The organism is Kitasatospora sp. NPDC056446 (genome assembly GCF_042796115.1).
In the GTDB taxonomy this organism is placed as follows: Bacteria; Actinomycetota; Actinomycetes; order Streptomycetales; family Streptomycetaceae; genus Kitasatospora.
In genome coordinates this window covers 117,818-137,150 of record NZ_JBHTRF010000015.1, presented here as the reverse complement: position 1 = coordinate 137,150, position 19,333 = coordinate 117,818, and the positions used below count along the sequence as shown (strand labels likewise).

Below are 19,333 nucleotides of genomic sequence, written 5' to 3'. Positions count from 1 at the left end.
CAGGAGTGAATCCGCTCGACAAATCCGTTCCTGGCGGGTATTCACCGGCTCCCGCCCGCCACCCGGGCCGGTGGGGCCGCCACGGGCCGCCGCGGGCCGCCGCGTCCTACCGCTCGTACGCCATCTCCGGGAAGCGCGGCGAGGGCCCGTCCAGCAGCTGGTCGTCGTGCCCGCGCAGCCAGCGGTCGAAGAACGAGGCGACGTACGAGCGGGTGGCGAGTTCGGCGCGGCCGGGCCGGATGTCGCCGACGTCCCCGCGCAGCTGCTCGGCGGTCAGCGCGCCCTGCCGGGCCAGCTGGGGCAGCAGCGACTGGGCGTCGGTGTAGGAGCCGTGGCGGGAGCCGGTGAGGGTGACGTCGGCGTGCCAGCCGGTGCTGTGCCGCCACAGGGCGTCCCAGCCGGGCTGCCCGTGGTAGCTGCCGGAGTCCTCGCTGCCGGTGCCCATCAGCAGGAACGGCCGGTCCAGCCCGTCCTCGGCGACACTGGGCAGGGACACGCCGGTGCGGCCGTCCGGGCCGGGGAAGTGCAGTTGGCCGTCCATGTTGATCCCGGCGGCGATCCGCGGGTCGTCGTGCATGGCCTGGAGCGCGGTGAAGCCGCCCGCCGAGTGGCCGACCATGCCGACCCGGTCGAGGTCGAGCGCCCCGGCCAGGCCGGTCGGCAGCCCCCGGCGGCCGCCCAGGCAGGCGAGCTGGTCCAGCACGAAGCGGGTGTCGTCCACCCGGGTGGCGAGGGCCTTGCGCAGGACGGCGCCGATGTCCAGGTCCGGCTGTCCGAGCATGCCGGGGAGCACCGAGGGGGCCAGGTCCCCGCCGGGGAAGGCGACTTCGGAGGCCTCGTAGGTGTGGTCGACGGTGACCACGACGTAGCCGCGCGAGGCGAGGTCCTCGACCAGGGCCGTCCCCCAGGTCCGCGGGTCGCCGAGGCCGGGCGAGTACAGCACCACCGGGCGCCGGCCGCCGGGCAGCGCCGGGGCGTCCCGGCGGGCGTGGGTGCGGATGCCGGACCAGTCGGTGCGGCCCGGCGTCGCGCCGTAGTTGATCAGGCCGACGCCGGTCGGCCCGCCGAAGTGCTCCCCGGCGGCGGGCTCCATGTACGGGGCCCGGTCGTCGGGGCCCGCCGGTCGGGAGGTCGGGTACCAGAGGCTGATCATCAGCTCGCGCCGGTGCCCGGGCTGCCAGGGGTCGTCCCGGGCGGTGTCGGTGAGGTGCACCGCGGTCGTCCCGATCGGGTACGGCCCGCTGGGCTCCGGCAGCCAGGCCCGTGCCTGCCGCCCGGTGCCCGCGTCCTGCGCCGCCGCCACCGCGCCGGGCACGCCGACCGTGCCCAGGGCCGCCGTCGCCGCCAGCAGGACCGCCGCCACGGCCCGTCCCCCACTGCCCATGATGTACCTCCGCGTGTCGATCGGTCGAACACGCAGGACACTACGGGCGGGGACGGGCCCCGGCCGTCATACCAGGGAGCCAACCGGCCCCTGAATACCCGGGTATGACACCCCTACGGGTCGGCGCGGGGCCGGGCCCGGCCTCCCCGGGAGGGGCTTCGGCGGCACTCCGTCAGCGGTACTTCCTCAGCTCCTGCCGGGCCAGCGAGCGCTTGTGCACCTCGTCCGGGCCGTCGGCGAGGCGCAGGGTCCGGTTGCCCGCCCACAGCTGGGCGAGCGGGGTGTCCTGGCTGACGCCGGCCGCGCCGTGCGCCTGGACGGCCTTGTCCAGGATCCACTCGACGGTGACCGGGGTGGCGATCTTGATGGCCTGGATCTCGGTGTGCGCGCCCCGGTTGCCGACGGTGTCCATCAGCCAGGCGGTCTTGAGCACCAGCAGCCGCAGCTGCTCGATCCGCACCCGGGACTCGGCGATCCAGTCCTGCACCACGCCCTGCTCGGCGAGCGGCCGGCCGAAGGCGACCCGCTCGCCCACCCGGCGGCACATCAGCTCCAGCGCCCGCTCGGCGATGCCGATGGCGCGCATGCAGTGGTGGATCCGGCCCGGGCCGAGCCGGGCCTGCGCGATGGCGAAGCCCGAGCCCTCCTCGCCGATCAGGTTCCCGACCGGGACCCGGACGTCCTCGAACAGCACCTCGGCGTGGCCGCCGTGGTCGGCGTCGTCGTAGCCGAAGACCGTCATGCCGCGCCTGACCGTCACCCCGGGGGTGTCGCGCGGGACGAGCACCATGCTCTGCTGCCGGTGCCGCTCGGCGCCGGGGTCGGTCTTGCCCATCACGATGAGGATGCGGCAGTCCGGGTTCATCGCGCCGGTGATGTACCACTTGCGGCCGTTGACCACGTACTCGTCGCCGTCCCGCTCGATCCGGGTGGCGATGTTGGTGGCGTCCGAGGAGGCCACCTCGGGCTCGGTCATCGCGAAGGCGGAGCGGATCTCGGCGTCCAGCAGCGGGCGCAGCCAGCGCTCCTTCTGCTCGGCGCTGCCGAACTGGGCGAGCAGCTCCATGTTGCCGGTGTCGGGGGCCGCGCAGTTGACCGCGGGCGGGGCCAGCTGCGGGCTGCGGCCGGTGATCTCGGCGAGCGGGGCGTACTGCAGGTTGGTGAGGCCCGCGCCGTGCGCACCGGGCGTGCCGTGCCCGTCGGCGGAGCCGTGCCCGTCGGCGGAGCCGTGCCCGTCGGTGAGGCCGTGCCCGTCGGTGAAGAAGAGGTTCCACAGGCCCTGCTTTCGGGCCTCGACCCGGAGGTCGGCGACGACCGGCGGGACGGCCCAGGGCGCGCGGGCCGGGTCGGCGAGCTGCGCGGCGAGGACGGGCTCGGCGGGGTGGACGTGCTCGTCCATGAAGGCGAGCAGCCGCTCGCGGAGCTCCTCGGTCCGGGCGTCGTACGCGAAGTCCATCGGTCAGTTCTCCTTGAGGGTGGCCAGGCCGTGCCGGGCGAGGATCGGGGCCATCTCCCCCGCGCGCTCGAAGCCCGCGCCGAGGGTGCGGCCCTGCCGGAAGCGGAAGTGGATGCCCTCGGCGACGGCGGCGAGCTTGAACGAGGCGAAGGCCACGTACCAGTCCAGGTCGGCCGCCTCGCGGCCGGTCGCCCCGGCGTACCGGGAGACGATCGCGTCGGCCGTCGGGAAGCCGGGGGCGGTCATGGCGGAGGGGATGATGCCGCCGCCGACGCCGGCCACTTCGGTGTACATCACCAGGAGGCCGATGTCGGTGAGCGGGTCGCCGAGGGTGGACATCTCCCAGTCCAGGACGGCGGTGATCGCGTCGGCGTCGTCGACGAGGACGTTGTCGAGGCGGTAGTCGCCGTGGACGAGGGCGGGCGCGGGCGAGACGGGCAGCCGTTCGACGAGCAGGGCGTGCAGCCGGTCCATGGCGGGCAGGTCACGGCTGCGGGAGGCGGCGAGTTGCTGGGACCAGCGGCGCAGCTGGCGCTCCAGGTAGCCGTCGGGGCGGCCGAAGTCGGCGAGGCCGACGGCGGCGGGGTCGATCCGGTGCAGGGCGGCCAGGGTGTCGACCAGGGTGTTCCCGAGGGCGTGGACGCGCTGCTCGCCGAGGGCGGCCAGCGGGGCCGCGTCGCGGTGCGCGGTGCCGGGGACGTGCTCCATCAGGTACCAGGGGGCGCCGAGGGTGTCGGCGCCGGGGTCGAGCAGGAAGGTGCGGGGGACGGGGACGCCGGTGTCCCGCAGGGCGGTCATGACGCGGTACTCGCGGCCCATGTCGTGCGCGGTGGCGAGGACGTGCCCGAGCGGCGGCCGGCGCAGGACCCAGCGGGAGGCGCCGTCGGACAGGACGTAGGTGAGGTTCGAGCGGCCCCCCTCGATCAGCTCGGCGCGCAGGGGCCCCTGGACGGTCCCGGGCAGCTCACGGTCCAGGTGGGACCGGACCCGGGCCAGGTCCAGCCCGGGCGGGTCGACGGGGGTCTCGGGCATCGGGCGGCTCCTCGGGGAAGCGGATCATTGACCAAGCGCTTGCTTAGCATTCAGCCGAGGGACGCCCCCTGTCAATGCCGCGGCCCCCGACCGCCCGCCGAGACTACCCGGCGCGGCCCCAGGGAGCCGCCGACGCACGGGAGTTGCCGCCACGGGACGCGAGCGGGAGGAGGCGGTGCCGCCGCAGTGGCGGCGCGGCGAAGTTGGCTGGACAACAGGAATTGGCGGAACGCTCATGCGGCATTCGCCCGAAGACCGCGTACGTACCGCTCACGGCTTCTATGTTCGGGGCCTTCGGGAGCAGTCCCCTGACGGAAAGGCCTCACGTGACCTCCTTCGACCGGCGCCGATTCCTCCAGCTGGGCGGCGCGTCCGCCGCCGCGGCCGGCCTCAGCATGTTCCCGCCCGCGGTCGGCAAGGCCCTGGCACTGCCCGCGATCGGCCGCCACCGTTCGATCGAGGACGTCGAGCACGTCGTCATCCTGATGCAGGAGAACCGTTCCTTCGACCACTACTTCGGCACCCTGCGCGGAGTGCGCGGGTTCGACGACCCGCGTCCCACCCTGCTGCCGGACGGCAAGCCCAACTGGCACCAGCCCGCCGCCGCCGTGAAGACCGGCCGCTACCACGACCGCGGCCTGCCCGCCTCCGAGCAGGAGGTGCTGCCCTGGTACATCGACCCCCGGAACACCACCGAGTTCCAGGCGGGCACCGACCACGGCTGGAGCAGCGGCCACCTCGCCTGGAACGAGGGGCGCCACGACCAGTGGGTGAACCAGAAGCAGGACGTCATGACGATGGGCCACCTCAAGCGCCAGGACCTCCCGTACCACTTCGCCCTGGCCGACGCCTTCACCGTCTGCGACGCCTACTTCTGCTCCGTCCACGCGGACACCGCCCCCAACCGCATCTACCTGTGGACCGGCACCAGCGACCCGCGCAACGTGTACGGCCGCAAGCCCAACGGCCCCGGCCTGTGGGAGCGCAACGACACCAACGGCTACACCTGGACCACCTACCCCGAGCGCCTGGAGTCGGCCGGCGTCAGCTGGAAGCTGTACCAGGGCGGCTCCGGCGAGCCGGGCACCCCCACCGACAACTACACCGACAACTCGCTGATGTTCTTCGAGCGGTACCAGAAGGCCGAGGGCGCCTCGGGCCCGCTCGTCGACAAGGGCGCCACCGACCACACGCTCAAGGAGTTCCGCGCCGACGTCGAGCAGGGCCGGCTGCCGCAGGTCTCCTGGATCGTCCCGCCGTACAAGTACAGCGAGCACCCCCAGGCCACTCCCACCGACGGCGCGTACTACATCAACCTCGTGCTGGAGGCGCTCACCGCCAACCCGGAGGTCTGGGGCCGGACGGTGTTCCTCATCAACTACGACGAGAACGACGGCCTGTTCGACCACGTCGTCCCGCCGATGCCGCCGGCCGCCAGCGCCCCGGGCAGCCAGGGCATGGTCTCCGCCGACCTGGCGGCGAGCCTGCGCGACGAACTGCTCGACCTCGGCAAGTACCCGGGCGAGATGAGCCCGCTGGTGCCCGGCGCCGACCCGGGCGGCCTCCAGCCGATCGGCCTGGGCCCGCGCGTGCCGCTGCTGGTCATCTCCCCGTGGTCGCGCGGCGGCTGGGTCTGCTCGGAGACCTTCGACCACACCTCGGTGCTGCGCTTCCTGGAGGCCCGGTTCGGCATCGACGAACCCAACATCAGCGCCTGGCGCCGCTCCGTCTGCGGCGACCTCACCTCCGCGCTCGACTTCTCCGGCACCGACCCCCGGCCGGTCTCGATACCGGTGCCCGCGCCGATCGCCTCCCGGGGCAAGCCCTACCAGGTGCCGCTGCCCCAGCGGATGCCCACCCAGGAACCGGGCACCCGACCGGCCCGCGCCCTCCCCTACGACCTGGTGGTCAACGAGGAGGAGACGGACAACGCCGGGCAGTTCCACCTCGACCTGGAGAACCGGGGCGAGGGCGGGGTATGGCTCTACGCCTACGACCGGACCGCCCCCAGGAGCGCCCCCCGCCGCTACACCATCTCCGGCGGGGACACCCTCACCGACTACTGGACGCTGCCGGACTCCGGCCGCTACCACCTCGCCGTGCACGGCCCGAACGGCTCGCTGCAGGAGTTCGAGGGCGAGGCCGGGACCGAGCTGGTCGCACGGTTCGACCCGCGCGGCACCAAGGTGCGCGTCCACGTCCGCAACAACGGACCGGCGGCCCGCACGGTGACCGTCACCGACGCCTACGCGAAGGGCTCCGCGACGAGCCGCAGCCTCCGCCCCGGCGCCTCCACGCAGTTCACCCTCGACGTGGACGCCAAGAGCCGCTGGTACGACATCTCCGTGACCTCCCCGGGCACCCCGGTCTTCCGCCGCCGCTGGGCCGGCCACCTGGAGACCGGCCGCCCCGGCATCAGCGACCCCGGCCCGCGCTGACCCCTGCCCGGCCCGCCGGCCGCCCACGCAGAACGCTCGGCCGGGAAACCCCGGCCGAGCGCCTGCATGAACCCATCGCGGACCGACCGGACCGCGTCGGTGCTAGGCGCCGACGATCCAGAACTGGTCGTTGAAGTCTCCGGTGGTCGCCTGGATCAGCGGGGTTCCGTCCGAGGACCCCTGGACGACCAGGGCAAGGTTCGTGCCCTGCTTGACGAACTGGACGACCCTGGTTCCATTCTTGTAGAACGCATTCGCGTACCACACCTGGTCCGAGTAGTTCGCATTGCACTCCGCCTGAATGGCATGGTGCCCCTCGGACGACCCCTGGACCGCGAGGCACAGGCCGCTGTTCAGGTTCTTGATCAGATTGAAGCCCGAGCCCAACTGGATGTAGCCCCAGGCCTGATCGTTGAAGTCCAGGCACTGGTACTGGAACGGCTCGGCTCCGACGTTGCCTCCCTGCACGACGGCACACTTGCCACTGTTGTAGTTCAGCAGCCGACTACCGATCGCGCCCGCCGTGACGGCGGGGGCAGCAGGGGCCGACTGCTTGGCGGCATCGCCCGCAGAATCACCTGCGAATCCGGGCAGATTGGACACAATCGGCTTTACTGCGACCGGCGCCGATTCGGCGGCCGAAGCCGTTTGGGCGGCCCCCAGCGTCAGGCCGAGCGTCGATGCGAGGGCGCAGGCTGCCACTACCTTGCGCAGGGTCATCAGTCTCTCCTTCGTTCACGGCGACCGGGCTTTCCCCCGTCTAATTCGAGTACATCGAACAGGCCGTGCGGCCTTTCGGGCCACCGGCAAACCGGCCAAAGCTTCCGCCGAACCGGCCACTTGGGTATGCCGCGCATGGGGACGGCATACCGATATACACGCCGATATGACGCACTGTCCGGCGACCGCTGACGGCTGAAAAAGAGGACACGCAAGGCTTCGATGCGTCGGCCCCCCGAGCCGCTTGGCTCGGGGGGCCGATGGAGAAGACGTCGCGGATCAGATGCCGTCGAACTCGCCGGCGGCAGCAGCGGTAACGAAGGACTGCCAAGCTGCGGCAGGGAAGAGGAGCGTCGGCCCCTCGGGATCCTTCGAGTCGCGGACAGGCATCACACCGGGGAAGTCGGGAGCAATCTCGACGCAGTTGCCGCCGTTACCGCTATGGCGACTCTTCACCCAACGGGCGCCAGTCAGGTCAAGGACCGTCATTGAAGTTCCCTCCGAACAGCGCGGATCTTGGCGAGCGAAGCCATCGTGTCCAGCGACTCCACCTTCAGGTGATCGTAGTCCTCTTCCCAGGCCGCAACGCTCTCGCGCCCCCGCTCCAGATGGCCTCGCGAGTGGGATTCCGCATACCCGACAACAGACCTGTCCGGAAGCGTCAGCAGCACCACAGGAAGCAGGAACGGTCGCTGCTCACCAAGGCTGAACGGCGCCACCTGGATCGTGATGTTCGGCCGTTCGGCCAGCGCCAACAGATGATCCAACTGGCGCCCCATCACCTCTGCGCCACCCACCGTGCGGAGGAGGCAACTCTCATCGAGCACAGCGTGAATGATCGGCGGGGTGTCCTTCGCCAGCAACGCTTGGCGCCGGGCCAGGAATTCAACGCGCCCCTTAGCCTGCTCTTTGGTGATGCCGCCACGACGAACGTTCCCCGCTTCCATGGCGGCCGCATAGTCCAGGGTCTGCATCAGGCCGGGGATGACCCCCAACTCGAAGGTGCGAAGCTTCCGGCAGCGCGCCTCCGCCTCTACGAACTCGGAAAATCCCTCCAGCAGGCTGGCGTTGGAGATCCGACGCCACAGCTCCTTGAAGACACCACCCGCCTCGAACACTCGGTCAGCCGCCACCGCGAATTTAAGAGTTACAGGCTTCTTAGCCCGTTCGATGTACGAAACCAGGCCATGGCTGTAGCCCATGCGCCGACCGAGCTCCGCCTGAGACCAACCCCGGGAACGACGCCACCTGCGAAGCTCCTCACCAAACCGGACAGACGGAGACACTGACGGGTCATCCTCGTGGGACTCCATGACTGCTTCCTGTCTGTAACTCGATGCGACCGTGAAAGTCGAGACCTAGAGATCGTAAGGGTCCGCGCGCCACCATGGCTACACCCGGTGACACACCGGGCGCGATGAGCAACCATGGAGACACCCATGTCCTGCACCAATCCCATCCCGCGCTTCCAGGTCGTCCTCTACCTCGCCAGGACCGGATCCGACTTCCCCGAGAGCGACTTGCGCAGGTGCGAGGCCTACGCCGGCGCCTTCGACTGGGGCATCGACCTGATCGTCCTGGACGACGAGACCACCCGCCGGGGGCCCGACGACCGGCCCATGCTCCGGGCGGCTCTGCGACGCGTCCTCGACCGGCAGGCCGGCGCGATCCTCGTCCCCTCGAAGGCCTCGATCTCCCCGATCGAGGGCGAGTTCAACGACTTCGCCAAGCGCGTGGAAAAGGCCTCCGGCTTCATCCAGGTCGCGACCCGGCGGTGCATGTGACCAGCCCCGGCCCCTCCCCCGACTCCGCCCCCGCCGAGTTCGAGGTCCGTCTGATCGACTCCCGGAGCCCGCACTTCGTCCTGCTGGAGTGCTGGGGCCTCTGGGACCGGGAGCGCGACGACTTCCTCCGTGTGCCGGGCTCCTCGGACCGGGTCCGGCGCTTCTACACCCCCGCTGCCGCCGAGGCCTTCCGGTTCAGCCTCAGGGGGCCCTCAACGTAAGGGAGTTGCCTTTCGGTTCAGCGATCCGGACGCAACCTTTGGCGTCACCTCGCCCGTCGATCAAGAGGTTCCACTGATCGAACTGTAGGCCGACTCACGGAGGTACGGTGCGGATTGCTCGCGGCACGACCGGCATGCTGGCGGTGGGAGTCGTCTCGGCTCTCGTCCTGACCACGGGATGCTCCGCTGCCAAGGGCAGACCCACCGCCACCGCCACCACCACTCCCCCGGGCCCGGAGGCCACGACCACCGCGCCCGAGACCCCCGCTCCCACCCCCACGCCGACCCCGACCCCGACCTGGGACGGCCAGGTCCGGGTGCTCGGTGACGGCTCGACCTCCGACACCGGCCCGCAGCCCAAGCAGGCCAAGCCCGAGAAGCTGAAGCCCGGCGAGAAGCCCCCGCAGTTCGTGGTGTTCTCCTGGGACGGCGCCCTGGAGGGCGACGACCGCCTGTTCTCGCGGTTCCGCAAGCTGGGGGTGGAGAACAACGCCCAGATGACGTTCTTCCTGAGCGGCATCTACACCCTGCCCAAGTCCAAGCGCTCCCTCTACCACGCGCCGAAGCACGACCCCGGCGCCTCCGCCATCGACTTCGCCACCGACGCCCACATCAAGGACACCCTTGAGCAGCTGCGCCTGGCCTGGCAGGACGGGAACGAGATCGGCACCCACTTCAACGGGCACTTCTGCGAGGGCAAGGGCGGCAGCGAGTGGAGCACCGACGAGTGGAAGAGCGAGCTCGACCAGGCGGTCTCCTTCGTCACCAACTGGAAGACCAACACCGGGTACAAGGACCTCCCGCCGCTGCCCTTCGACTACACCAAGGAGCTGGTCGGCGGCCGCGCCCCCTGCCTTCAGGGCCAGAAGGCGCTGCTCCCGGCCGAGAAGGCGGCGAACTTCCGCTACGACGCCAGTTCGCCGGGCGAGTTCCAGGTCTGGCCGGTCAAGAAGGAGGGCATCTGGAACTTCCCGCTGCAACTGCTGCCCAACCCGGGCAAGTCGTTCCAGAGCCTGTCGATGGACTTCAACTACCTGGCCGGCCAGTCCAAGGACACCACCAAGGGCGACCCGAAGAAGTACGACACCTGGGAGAAGGAGACCCGGGACAGCTACCTCGCGGGCTTCGAGCGGGTCTACAACGGCAGCCGGGCGCCCCTGTTCATCGGCAACCACTTCGAGGACTGGAACGGCGGCATCTACATGCAGGCCGTCGAGGACGTGATGAAGAACGTCTGCAAGCGTGAGCAGGTCCGCTGCGTCTCCTTCCGCCAGGTCGCCGACTGGCTGGACGCCCAGGACCCCAAGGTCCTCGACAAGCTGCGCGCGCTGGACCCCGGCCAGCCCGCCGACTGGTCACGTCTCGTGAAGTAGCGGAGAACGGCGGGGCCCGGGGTTTCCCCGGGCCCCGCCGTCCTCCGCCCCGGCGGCTACCTCCCGCCCGCGGCCTTCATGTACGAGGTCCAGATCCGGGTGGGCAGCGCCGAGTCCGGGGCGTCCGGGGCGGCCCCGGCCAGGCCTTCCAGGGAGAGCAGCTTCATGTCCTTCAGGTCGGCCCGGAAGACCGTGACCGCCGTGGACAGCTCCCCGCTGTAGCCGACGGACCAGCCCGCCGTACGGTCCGCGGTGGTGCCGGGCTTCGCCGCCAGGTCCGGGCCGGCCTCGGCCGCCCAGTCGGCGCTCCCGCCGCGCACGGCGCCCTTGAGCGCCGCGTCCACCTCCCCCGCCACCGCCGCCGGCAGCACCTGGGCGGCGACCGGCGTGCGCAGGTCGAGCGGGGCGCCGTTGCGGGTGATCCGCAGGACCGAGTACGGGTCCGTGCGCTTGCCGCCCGCCGCGAAGGCGGTGTACGCGTCGGCGGTCCGGATCGCGCTCGGGGTGGAGTTGCCGGTGCCGAAGGCGGGCACCAGTTCGCCCATGCTGCCGGGGAGCAGGCCGAGGTCGGCGGCGGTCTTCTGCACCCGGTCGAGGCCGATGTCCATGCCGAGTTGCATCAGCGGCCCGTTGACGGACTGCTCGACGGCGTTCCGCAGGGTGACCTTGCCCCAGTTCCGCTTGCCGTCGTTGGCGGTCTTCGCGATCTTCCCGTCCCGCCCCCAGTACGGCCCTTCGGGGGTCATCACGTTCACCCCGTTGTCGCCGTCGTAGGTGCTGCCGGGCGTCACCGGGGTCCGGCTGCCGCCGCGTTCCTTCTGCACGCCCTGGCTGAGCCCGGCCGCGTACACCACCGGGGTGAAGGCCGAACCGACGGGCACCGAGGAGGTGTTGGCGTTGTTGAAGCCCTGCTTCAGGTAGTCGGGGCCGCCGTAGAGCGCGACGATCCGCCCGTCGAGGGCGACCGAGGCGGCGCCGACCTTCAGCAGCCGGTCGGCCTCCCGGTTCTCGGGGTCGACGCCCTTGGCGGCGTCCTGGACGGCGGCGGCGAGGGCGGTCACCCTCGGCTTCTCGAACGTGGTGAAGATCTGGTGGCCGCCGAGGTCCAGCTGGGCCGGGGTGATGTCGCTGTGGCTCTCCACGTAGCTCCTGGCCATGTCGACCAGGTAGCCGACCTGGCCGCTCAGCCCGACCGACTTCGGTTGCGGCTTGGGCTCGGGGAACACGGTGTACGTGGCGCGCTCGGCGGCGGAGAGCTTCCCGATGTCCACCATCCGGTCCAGGATCCAGCTCCACCGCTCCTCGGCCCGCTTCCGGTTCTCCGGGCTGATCGCCGGGTCGTACTGCCCCGCGCCCTTCAACAGGGCGGCCAGGAAGGCGCCTTCGCTCGGGTCGAGCTGTGAGACGTCCTTGCCGTAGTACGCGGACGCGGCGCGTTCGATGCCGTAGCTGCCGCGCCCGAACCAGCTGGTGTTGAGGTAGCCGGCCAGGATGTCGTCCTTGGACATCCGGTCGTCCAGTTTGACCGCGATGACGGCCTCGCGGAGCTTGCGGGACATGTCCTGGTGCTGGTTCAGGTAGATGTTCTTGACGTACTGCTGGGTGATGGTGGAGCCGCCCTGGGTGTCGCCGCCCGAGACCAGCTGCCAGACCGCTCGGCCGATGCCCTTGGCGGAGATCCCCAGGTCGGAGTAGAAGGTCTCGTTCTCGGCGGCCAGCACCGCGTTCCGCACCGGTCGCGGCACCTGGTCGAGCGGCACCTCCTGCCGGTTGGTCTCCCCGATCCGCGCCATCTCGGTGCCGTCCGCCCAGAAGTAGACGTTGTTCTGCTGGGTGGCGAAGGCGTTCAGGTCCTCCGGGACCTTCGTGGTCGCGAAGAACCAGGCCAGCGCCCCGGACAGCGGCAGGAGCACCAGCGCGGCGGCGACCAGCAGCTGCCGCCAGGACGGGAGCCAGCGGCGGACGCCCCGCCGGCCTCCGCGCGGATAGTCGATCCGCCGCAGCGGACGCCATCGCCGGCGTCCGGGCTTCTCCTCCTCGGCCCCGCCACCTCGGTGTGCACGCACAGTCCGCTCTCCGCTCCGCTCGTGGGTCACCCCCGAACAGCTAGACGAGCCGGGGTCGGCAGTACGACCCGCGAAAACGGGTGTGATCGTCGTCATACCGCGTACGGCAGGGGTCGGACGGCGGCGTCGGCGCCGGCCGCGCACCACACCCCCCGTCCCGCCGCGCCCGTACCCCCGGCCGCTCCGGCGGACCGTCAGAATGGCGCCATGAGGTTGATCCACACCGTGGTCGGTGCGCTGCTGCTCCTGCTGGTCGTCGGCAGCATCCTGCGCACCCTGGTCGTGCCGCGCGGGCTCTACTCGGCGCTGGTGAACCGGCTCTGGGCCGTGCTGCGCGGCGTCCTGCGGCTGTCCGCCGCGCCGATCGGCGGCTACCGCGCGCAGGACCGGGCGCTCACCTGGCTGGCGCCGCTGGTCCTGCTGGGCATGCTCGGGGTGTGGCTCAGCGGGATGCTGACCGCCTACACGCTGATACTGCACGGCACGTCCGAGCTCAGCTGGTCGGTCGCCATCCGCGAGGCCGGGTCCAGCCTCTTCACCCTGGGCTACGCCAGCGGCGAACGGCTGCAACTGTCCGCGATCGACTTCATGGCCGCCGCCAGCGGCCCGCTGGTGATCGCCCTCCAGATCTCCTACCTGCCGACGCTCTACGCCGCCTACCAGCGCCGCGAGACCGAGGTGACCCTGCTCCAGTCCCGGGCCGGCGAACCCGCGTGGGGCCCCGAACTGCTGGCCCGTCAGTCCCTCGTCGATACCGAGACCGCGCTCCCCCAGCTCTACCGGGACTGGGAACGCCTGGCCGCCGACATCGGCGAGAGCCACTCCAACTACCCGGTGCTGCTGTCCTTCCGCTCGCCGCAGCCGAACCGCAGCTGGGTGGTCGCCCTGATCTCCGTGATGGACGCCGCCGCCCTGCACCTCGCCCTGTGCCCGCGCTCGGCCCCGGCCGAGGCCCGGCTGGTGATCCGCGCCGGGTTCACCGCGATGCGCGACATCGCCCGCTCCCTGCGCATCCCCTTCGACCACGACCCGGACCCGGACGTCCCGATCCGGCTGTCCTACGCCGAGTACCTGGGCGCCGTCGCGATGATCACCGCGGCCGGCTTCCCCCGGGAACGCCCGGTCGAGGACGCCTGGGCGCACTTCCACGGCTGGCGCGTCAACTACGAGGCCCTGGCGTACGAACTGGCCCGGCGCAGCGACGCCGTCCCGGCCCTGTGGACCGGCCCGCGCGACTTCCGCGCGCCGGTCATCCCCCCGACCCGGCCCACCGACCGCCGCCCGACGGCGAACCGGCCGCCGCTGCCGCCGGCCTGAGCGGGGCGCCGGGGCGGACCGGCGGGGGTTGACCGGCGGGGGTTGACCGGCGAGGGTTGACCGGCGGGGCGGACCGGAGTGTTCCGGTACACTCGGTGGGAGCACGTGCCGTCCAGGAGCACGTCGCACCAGCGAGAGAACAGAGGGAGGTGGGGTTGATGACCGTGACGGTGGCCGCCGTGCGCAGTGTCCGGGTCTCCCTCACGTCCCGGGCCGCGGCCTGACCTCCTGCTGTCCGCCCTCGCCGGGAGCGTGAGCTCGCGAGGCCTCCGGAAATTTCGACTCCTGGAACGGATCCTCATCCACCATGCGTGACTGGACCACCCGCGCCGAGACCGGCGCCGACCTCCCGACCGTCCGCGCCGTCAACCTCGCCGCCTTCGACTCCCCGGCCGAGGCCGACCTCGTCGACGCGCTGCGCGCCGACCCGGCCTGGATCGACGGCCTGTCGCTCGTCGCGACCGACGACCACGACCGGCCCGTCGGCCACGCCCTGCTGACCCGCTGTCACATCGGCGACGTCCCGGCCCTGTGCCTCGCCCCGTGCGCCGTGCTCCCCGAGTACCAGCGCACCGGCGCCGGCTCCGCCGCCGTCCGCGCCGCCCTGGCCGCGGCGAAGGACCTCGGCGAGCGGTACGTCGTCGTCCTGGGCCACCCGGACTACTACCCCCGGTTCGGCTTCGGCCGGGCCTCCGCCCACGGCATCGGCCTGAGCATCGACGTCCCCGACGAGGCCCTGATGGCCCTCGCCCTGGACTCCGGCCACCCGCTGCCCGCCGGTACGGTCCGCTACGCGGCGCCGTTCGGCATCTGACGGACGACGCCGGGCGGGGCACCACCCCGGTGCCCCGCCCGGCGTCCTGCCGTCCGTCTGTCCTTCCGGACCGGTTCAGACCTCCACCGGACCACCGGTGGCCAGCGAGCGCTCGGCCCCGGCCAGGACCTCCACCACCCGCAGCCCGAAGTCGGCCCCGCACGGGTGCTGCTCGCCGGAGGCCGCGGCGGCCAGGAGGGCGTCCAGCGCCCGGTGCATGGCCGCGAGCGGCCCCTCCCCGCGCGCCGGCAGGTGCGCCACGCCGTGCTCGCCACGCAGCTCCATGCCCGTCCCGCCCGCCGCGACCGGCGCGGTGAGGCTGAGCGCGAGCGTGCTGGACGCACCGCCGGTGTGCCGCAGCACCAGGTGCACGGTGTCCAGCGGGCCGGCCACCGCCGTCACCTGCGCCACGTCGCCGAGCACCGGCAGCAGCACGGACAGCGCGTGCGGGCCGACGTCCCACAGCGCGCCCTTCTCCTCCCGCCACGGCGAGGCCGCGTACGGGCTGGCACTGCCCGGCGCGAACACCGAGCCGAGCCAGTCCGAGCGGCCGGTGAACCAGCCGCCCAGCTCCGCCTGCTCCTCGATCCACGGGATCTGCGGGCCGCCGAAGCGCACCGTGAAGAACACCACCGAGGCGACCTTCCGCGCGCGGACGGCCTCGGCCACCGCGCGGGCGTCCGGCACGGTCAGCGCGACCGGCTTGTCCAGCAGCAGGTGGCAGCCCGCCTCGGCGGCGCGCACCGCGAGGCCCGGCTGCACCGACGGCGGCAGGGCGACGGACACCGCGTCCACCTCCGCCAGCAGCCGGTCCAGGTCCGCGTACCCGGGCACACCGTGTGCCGCGCCCAGCGCCTCGGCCGCCTCCGGGCGCCGGCCCCAGACGCCGGCGAACTCCAGCCCGGGGTGCTCGGCCAGTACGGGTGCGTGCACCCGCTCCGCCCAGGGGCCGGTGCCCAGCAGTCCGATCCGCACGAGGTCTCCGTTCGTTTCGTCTCGTTCGTCGTTGTCGTTGTCGGTGTCGCCCGCGGCTCAGTCCTGGACGCGGGCGAGGGTGAAGCCGTCGTAGCCCTTGCTGCCGACCGTCTGCACCGAGGTCGCGGTGACCCTCGGCTCGGCCGCGATCAGCTCGTGCAGGGCGCGGGTGCCGAGGACCGCCGGATCGGTGCTGTCGGCGTCGGCGACCGCGCCGCCCCGCACCACGTTGTCGACGATGATCAGCGAGCCGGGCCGGGTCAGCTGGAGCGCCCGGCGGAAGTACTCGGGGTTGCTCGGCTTGTCCGCGTCGATGAAGACCAGGTCGAAGGGCTCCACGCCCTGCTCCACCAGCGCCGCCAGCGAGTCCGCGGCCCGGCCCAGCCGGACCTCGGCGACCTTCTCCAGCCCGGCGGCGGCCAGGTTGCGCCGGGCGACCTCGGCGTGCCGGGGGTCGATCTCCAGGGTGAGCAGGGTGCCGTCGGCGGGCAGCGCCCGGGCCAGCCAGATCGCGCTGTAGCCGCCGAGCGTGCCGACCTCCAGGATCCGCTTCGCACCCTGGGTGAGGGCCAGCAGGTGCAGCAGCTTGCCCTGGTTGGGCGCGACCGCGATCTTCGGCAGCCCGGCCGCGTCGGCGGCGGCCTCGGCGGACTCCAGCACCGGATCGGGGCCGACCAGCGTCTCGGAGAAGTACGCGTCCACGGCGTCCCAGGTCGGCTGATACGGCATCGGGCCCTCCGGAGTGCAAGATCGGCTGGTACCCGGCCGATGCTACTCCGAGGGCCCGATGGCGTCGGGACGAGCCTCAGTCGCGCTCGCTCATGCGGTGCCGCGCGGTGTCACGCGGGGCTCTGCGGTGTCGTGCGGGGTTCTGCGGTCACTCCGCGACGGGCGCCTTGCCAGCCGCGGCGGCGGCCTCGGCCGCCTGCTCCGCCTCGATCCTGGCGTGCGTCTTCGCGGCCCGGCGCTTCATGATCCACGCCGAGAGGGCGCCGATCACGACGGCCGCGGCCAGACCGGCCCAGGAGAAGCGGGCCAGCCACGGCTCGATACTCTTGCCCACCTTGTAGACCAGCAGCGTCGTGCCGCCGGCCCAGACCACGCCGCCCAGCACGTTGGCGATCAGGAACTTCCAGTACGGCATCTTCAGCGCGCCCGCGAGCGGACCGGCGAAGATGCGCAGCAGGGCGATGAAGCGGCCGAAGAAGACCGCCCACATGCCCCACTTCTGGAACGAGCGCTCCGCGGTGGCCAGGTGCGAGGGCCCGAAGTGCTTGGGGAACTTGCGTCCGAGCTTCTCGAAGAGCGGCTTGCCGCCCTTGCGGCCGATCGAGTAGCCGATCGAGTCGCCGATGATCGCGCCCGCGATCGCGACGCCCGCGACGCCCCACGGGCTCACCACGCCCTTGACCGCCATCAGCGAGGCCGTGACCAGGGCGATCTCGCCGGGCAGCGGGATGCCCAGCGATTCGATCCCGATGATCAGACCGACCACGAGGTACACCGCGGTCGGTGGAATCCCCTCGATCCAGGCGTCGATGTGCAAGGCCAGTACCTCCGTGGCAGGTCGGGCCGGCCGCGCTCCCGTGGAGCCGCGCGCCGACCCGGCGGTTGTCCGATGGCGGCACGTCGCCGCTCCCCCTCAAGGCAGCGTAACGTGCCGGGCGGCCTGTCCCCCCGGCCTGTCACCCGTGGTTACGACGTGCGGCCGCACACCATGGTTCCAGGCCGACCGGCATTTCTTCAAGATTCGGCAAAGTGCCTGTGACCTCGGGCGGAGTGCCCTGAGCGACGCGGGATGCCCGACGCGACGCGGAATGCGCCGCACACCGCCGGGTGCGCTACGCGTCGGCGAAGCGGAGGGCGACCACGGACGGCCGCCGCCGCACCGGGCGGACGAGCGGCAGCAGGGTGCGGAGCGGTTCGCGCCCGCCCTCCGGGTACACCTCGCGCACGTCGGTGACGGCCGGGTGGGCGGCGGCGAGCTTGCCGCGCTCGTCCGCGTCCATGCCGAAGGGCATCGGCGGCGCCTGGTAGTGGCGGTCCTTGAGCTTGCCCTCGACGGCCCGGCGGCTGATCCAGCGCGGCACCGCGTCGAGCACCAGCGACCCGCCGGGGAAGCGCTCGGCGCAGGCCGCGATCAGGTCGCGGACCTCGTCGGGCCGCAGGTACATCAGCAGTCCCTCGGTGCTGATCAGCACCCCGTTGGCCGGGTCGACCGCGTCCATCCAGCGCGGGTCGGTGGCCGGGCAGGCGAGGATCCGGTGCCGTTCGTCCGGCGGCAGCAGCCGCTCCCGCAGGGCGGCCGTCTCCGGCAGGTCCACCGACAGCCAGTTCGCCCGCCCGTTGTCGACCCGCCAGGCCTGGGTCTCCAGCCCGTCCCCGAGCCCGACCACCGTGCCGCGCGGGGAGCGGGTCAGGAAGTCGGCGACCTCGCGGTCGAAACAGGCCGCCCGTAGGCCTTGGAGCTGGGCGGCCAGCGCGTTCTGCCCGAACCGCTGCGCGAACGGGAAGTCGATCCGGTCCACCAGCTCGACCGCCTTCGGGTCGGCCAGCACGGTGTCCGGGCGGCGCGCCTCCACCGCCCGGTGCCACAGCGTCCACAGCGCCGTTTCCGGCACCGCCCCCAGCTCGGGGCGCTCCACCGGCTCGGGGCCCTTCACGGGCTCGGGTCGTTCCGCGCCGCCAGTCATCGTTCGCTCCTTCGACGTGCTCCGCGCTCGGGCCTGGACCCGGCGATTCTGACACCCGGGGCGGCCCGCCCGATCGGCCGACGCGCCGCACGGCGAGCCACGGACGACGGGCCGGATGACGGGCCCGCGGACGGGACCCGGGTGCGGGGCCGCGAGCCGGGCAGGGCGCACGGGAAGTCGACCGGACCGACGTCCCGTGCGTGCCACCCGGCGGGCACCGCCGCTCAGCCGACGCTGAAGGCGCCGTCCGGCGGGGGCGGCGAGTCGGTGGCGTCCGCGTCCGTGACCGGGGCGGTCCGGCCGACCAGCGCCGCCAGGTCGTCCCCCGTCACCAGCCGGGCCGGGAAGATGTCGCCCGCGAACAGCCGGGCCAGCTCCGCCTCCGGCAGCGGCGCCGTCGAACCGGCCAGCAGCACGTTGCCGTACCGCCGGCCGCGCAGCACCGAGGCCTCCGCCACCAGGCAGACGTACGGGAACACGGCCAGGACCGACGCCGCCTGCGCCCTGGCGAACGCCAGCGGCGGGCCGTCCGCCAGGTTGGCCGCGTAACAGCCGCCGGCGCGCAGCACGGCCGCCGCCTCGCGCAGGAACTCCACCGAGGTCAGGTGCGCCGGGGTGCGGGAGCCGCGGAACACGTCGGCGACCACCAGGTCCTGCGAGCCCGCCGGGACGTCGGCCAGGGCCGCCCGGGCGTCGCCGACGGCCGTCGTGACGTCGGCTCCCGGGCCCTGCCACGGCAGGTGCTCGGCGACCAGGTCCAGCAGCGCGCCGTCCACCTCGACCACCCGCTGCCGCGACCCGGGCCGGGTGGCGGCCAGGTAGCGGGGCAGGGTGAGCGCGCCACCGCCGAGGTGCAGCGCGTCCAGCGGCCGGCCGGCGGGGGCGAGCGCGTCGGCGAGGTGGCCCAGCCGCCGGGTGTACTCGAACTCCAGGTGGGTCGGGTCGGCGAGGTCGACGTAGGACTGCGGGGTGCCGTCCAGGGTGAGCAGCCAGCCGCCGTCGCGGTCGATGTCCGGCATGAGCTTGGCGAAGCCGAGGTCGGTCCGCCGACCGACCGGGA

The 19,333-nt window shown here is 72.5% G+C and carries 18 protein-coding genes; 6 read left to right on the top strand and 12 right to left on the bottom strand.

All coding sequences use genetic code 11. The features are described from left to right. Positions 1 to 106 precede the first annotated feature (106 nt). From ACFQ6N_RS12505 to ACFQ6N_RS12495, 3 genes are all read right to left on the bottom strand, one after another. Positions 107 to 1,384 (bottom strand): alpha/beta hydrolase family protein, encoded by a 1,278-nt coding sequence (locus ACFQ6N_RS12505; protein ID WP_380648791.1) that lies wholly within the window; start codon positions 1,382 to 1,384, stop codon positions 107 to 109. Between the two features lie 172 nt (positions 1,385 to 1,556). Then, entirely contained in the window at positions 1,557 to 2,840 is a 1,284-nt protein-coding gene (locus ACFQ6N_RS12500; RefSeq protein WP_380648790.1) for an acyl-CoA dehydrogenase family protein, read from the bottom strand. Positions 2,841 to 2,843: 3 nt separating this feature from the next. After that, the gene (locus tag ACFQ6N_RS12495; RefSeq protein ID WP_380648789.1) at positions 2,844 to 3,872 is read right to left on the bottom strand and encodes a phosphotransferase family protein; all 1,029 of its coding nucleotides are present in this window, start codon (positions 3,870 to 3,872) and stop codon (positions 2,844 to 2,846) included. Positions 3,873 to 4,198: 326 nt separating this feature from the next. Here ACFQ6N_RS12495 and ACFQ6N_RS12490 point away from each other — a divergent pair, with 326 nt between their 5' ends. Then, complete coding sequence (locus tag ACFQ6N_RS12490) at positions 4,199 to 6,310, top strand: phosphocholine-specific phospholipase C (protein ID WP_380648788.1); 2,112 nt, start codon at positions 4,199 to 4,201, stop codon at positions 6,308 to 6,310. A gap of 102 nt (positions 6,311 to 6,412) precedes the next feature. Here the strand turns inward: ACFQ6N_RS12490 and ACFQ6N_RS12485 are convergent, their stop codons facing one another. From ACFQ6N_RS12485 to ACFQ6N_RS12475, 3 genes are all read right to left on the bottom strand, one after another. After that, positions 6,413 to 7,030, bottom strand: a complete 618-nt coding sequence (locus ACFQ6N_RS12485) for an RICIN domain-containing protein (RefSeq protein ID WP_380648787.1) — start codon at positions 7,028 to 7,030, stop codon at positions 6,413 to 6,415. Positions 7,031 to 7,309: 279 nt separating this feature from the next. Continuing rightward, positions 7,310 to 7,519: a DUF397 domain-containing protein gene (locus ACFQ6N_RS12480; protein ID WP_380648786.1), complete on the bottom strand. Its 210-nt coding sequence runs from the start codon at positions 7,517 to 7,519 to the stop codon at positions 7,310 to 7,312. Beyond that, positions 7,516 to 8,343 carry a DUF5753 domain-containing protein gene (locus ACFQ6N_RS12475; RefSeq protein WP_380648785.1) on the bottom strand — a complete coding sequence of 276 codons (828 nt, stop codon included), beginning with the start codon at positions 8,341 to 8,343 and terminating at the stop codon, positions 7,516 to 7,518. The genes ACFQ6N_RS12480 and ACFQ6N_RS12475 overlap by 4 nt, the downstream gene beginning before the upstream one ends. Positions 8,344 to 8,469: 126 nt before the next feature. Between ACFQ6N_RS12475 and ACFQ6N_RS12470 the strand changes: the two genes are divergently transcribed. The 3 genes from ACFQ6N_RS12470 (at position 8,470) to ACFQ6N_RS12460 (ending at position 10,408) form a co-directional block, all read left to right on the top strand. Further along, positions 8,470 to 8,814 (top strand): hypothetical protein, encoded by a 345-nt coding sequence (locus ACFQ6N_RS12470; protein ID WP_380648783.1) that lies wholly within the window; start codon positions 8,470 to 8,472, stop codon positions 8,812 to 8,814. Continuing rightward, positions 8,805 to 9,035 carry a hypothetical protein gene (locus ACFQ6N_RS12465; RefSeq protein ID WP_380648782.1) on the top strand — a complete coding sequence of 77 codons (231 nt, stop codon included), beginning with the start codon at positions 8,805 to 8,807 and terminating at the stop codon, positions 9,033 to 9,035. The genes ACFQ6N_RS12470 and ACFQ6N_RS12465 overlap by 10 nt, the downstream gene beginning before the upstream one ends. A 134-nt stretch (positions 9,036 to 9,169) precedes the next feature. Beyond that, entirely contained in the window at positions 9,170 to 10,408 is a 1,239-nt protein-coding gene (locus ACFQ6N_RS12460; protein ID WP_380648812.1) for a hypothetical protein, read from the top strand. 56 nt (positions 10,409 to 10,464) lie between these two features. On the opposite strand, the gene ACFQ6N_RS12455 is transcribed toward ACFQ6N_RS12460, so the two are convergent. Beyond that, entirely contained in the window at positions 10,465 to 12,474 is a 2,010-nt protein-coding gene (locus ACFQ6N_RS12455; RefSeq protein ID WP_380648781.1) for a transglycosylase domain-containing protein, read from the bottom strand. Between the two features lie 207 nt (positions 12,475 to 12,681). On the opposite strand from ACFQ6N_RS12455, the gene ACFQ6N_RS12450 reads away from it, so the two are divergent. Both ACFQ6N_RS12450 and ACFQ6N_RS12445 read left to right on the top strand, forming a co-directional pair. Further along, entirely contained in the window at positions 12,682 to 13,791 is a 1,110-nt protein-coding gene (locus ACFQ6N_RS12450) for a hypothetical protein (RefSeq protein WP_380648780.1), read from the top strand. A gap of 307 nt (positions 13,792 to 14,098) precedes the next feature. Further along, entirely contained in the window at positions 14,099 to 14,605 is a 507-nt protein-coding gene (locus ACFQ6N_RS12445) for a GNAT family N-acetyltransferase (RefSeq protein ID WP_380648779.1), read from the top strand. Between the two features lie 75 nt (positions 14,606 to 14,680). Here ACFQ6N_RS12445 and ACFQ6N_RS12440 read toward each other — a convergent pair whose 3' ends face one another. From ACFQ6N_RS12440 to ACFQ6N_RS12420, 5 genes are all read right to left on the bottom strand, one after another. Next, entirely contained in the window at positions 14,681 to 15,580 is a 900-nt protein-coding gene (locus ACFQ6N_RS12440; RefSeq protein WP_380648778.1) for a Gfo/Idh/MocA family protein, read from the bottom strand. A 57-nt stretch (positions 15,581 to 15,637) separates the two neighbouring features. Further along, complete coding sequence (locus ACFQ6N_RS12435; protein ID WP_380648777.1) at positions 15,638 to 16,309, bottom strand: O-methyltransferase; 672 nt, start codon at positions 16,307 to 16,309, stop codon at positions 15,638 to 15,640. Between the two features lie 148 nt (positions 16,310 to 16,457). After that, positions 16,458 to 17,126 carry a DedA family protein gene (locus ACFQ6N_RS12430; protein WP_380648775.1) on the bottom strand — a complete coding sequence of 223 codons (669 nt, stop codon included), beginning with the start codon at positions 17,124 to 17,126 and terminating at the stop codon, positions 16,458 to 16,460. 295 nt (positions 17,127 to 17,421) lie between these two features. Beyond that, positions 17,422 to 18,273, bottom strand: coding sequence for a class I SAM-dependent methyltransferase (locus tag ACFQ6N_RS12425; RefSeq protein WP_380648774.1), 852 nt, complete (start codon positions 18,271 to 18,273; stop codon positions 17,422 to 17,424). 224 nt (positions 18,274 to 18,497) lie between these two features. After that, entirely contained in the window at positions 18,498 to 19,292 is a 795-nt protein-coding gene (locus ACFQ6N_RS12420) for a spermidine synthase (RefSeq protein ID WP_380648811.1), read from the bottom strand. Between the last annotated feature and the right edge of the window lie 41 nt (positions 19,293 to 19,333).

Coding starts and splice junctions, on each gene's coding strand:
- ACFQ6N_RS12505 (WP_380648791.1), bottom strand. CDS start 1,384: ATGGGCAGTGGGGGACGGGCCGTGGCGGCGGTCCTGCTGGCGGCGACG.
- ACFQ6N_RS12420 (WP_380648811.1), bottom strand. CDS start 19,292: ATGCCGGACATCGACCGCGACGGCGGCTGGCTGCTCACCCTGGACGGC.
- ACFQ6N_RS12485 (WP_380648787.1), bottom strand. CDS start 7,030: ATGACCCTGCGCAAGGTAGTGGCAGCCTGCGCCCTCGCATCGACGCTC.
- ACFQ6N_RS12500 (WP_380648790.1), bottom strand. CDS start 2,840: ATGGACTTCGCGTACGACGCCCGGACCGAGGAGCTCCGCGAGCGGCTG.
- ACFQ6N_RS12460 (WP_380648812.1), top strand. CDS start 9,170: ATGCTGGCGGTGGGAGTCGTCTCGGCTCTCGTCCTGACCACGGGATGC.
- ACFQ6N_RS12475 (WP_380648785.1), bottom strand. CDS start 8,343: ATGGAGTCCCACGAGGATGACCCGTCAGTGTCTCCGTCTGTCCGGTTT.
- ACFQ6N_RS12425 (WP_380648774.1), bottom strand. CDS start 18,273: ATGACTGGCGGCGCGGAACGACCCGAGCCCGTGAAGGGCCCCGAGCCG.
- ACFQ6N_RS12495 (WP_380648789.1), bottom strand. CDS start 3,872: ATGCCCGAGACCCCCGTCGACCCGCCCGGGCTGGACCTGGCCCGGGTC.
- ACFQ6N_RS12435 (WP_380648777.1), bottom strand. CDS start 16,309: ATGCCGTATCAGCCGACCTGGGACGCCGTGGACGCGTACTTCTCCGAG.
- ACFQ6N_RS12445 (WP_380648779.1), top strand. CDS start 14,099: ATGCGTGACTGGACCACCCGCGCCGAGACCGGCGCCGACCTCCCGACC.
- ACFQ6N_RS12450 (WP_380648780.1), top strand. CDS start 12,682: ATGAGGTTGATCCACACCGTGGTCGGTGCGCTGCTGCTCCTGCTGGTC.
- ACFQ6N_RS12480 (WP_380648786.1), bottom strand. CDS start 7,519: ATGACGGTCCTTGACCTGACTGGCGCCCGTTGGGTGAAGAGTCGCCAT.
- ACFQ6N_RS12470 (WP_380648783.1), top strand. CDS start 8,470: ATGTCCTGCACCAATCCCATCCCGCGCTTCCAGGTCGTCCTCTACCTC.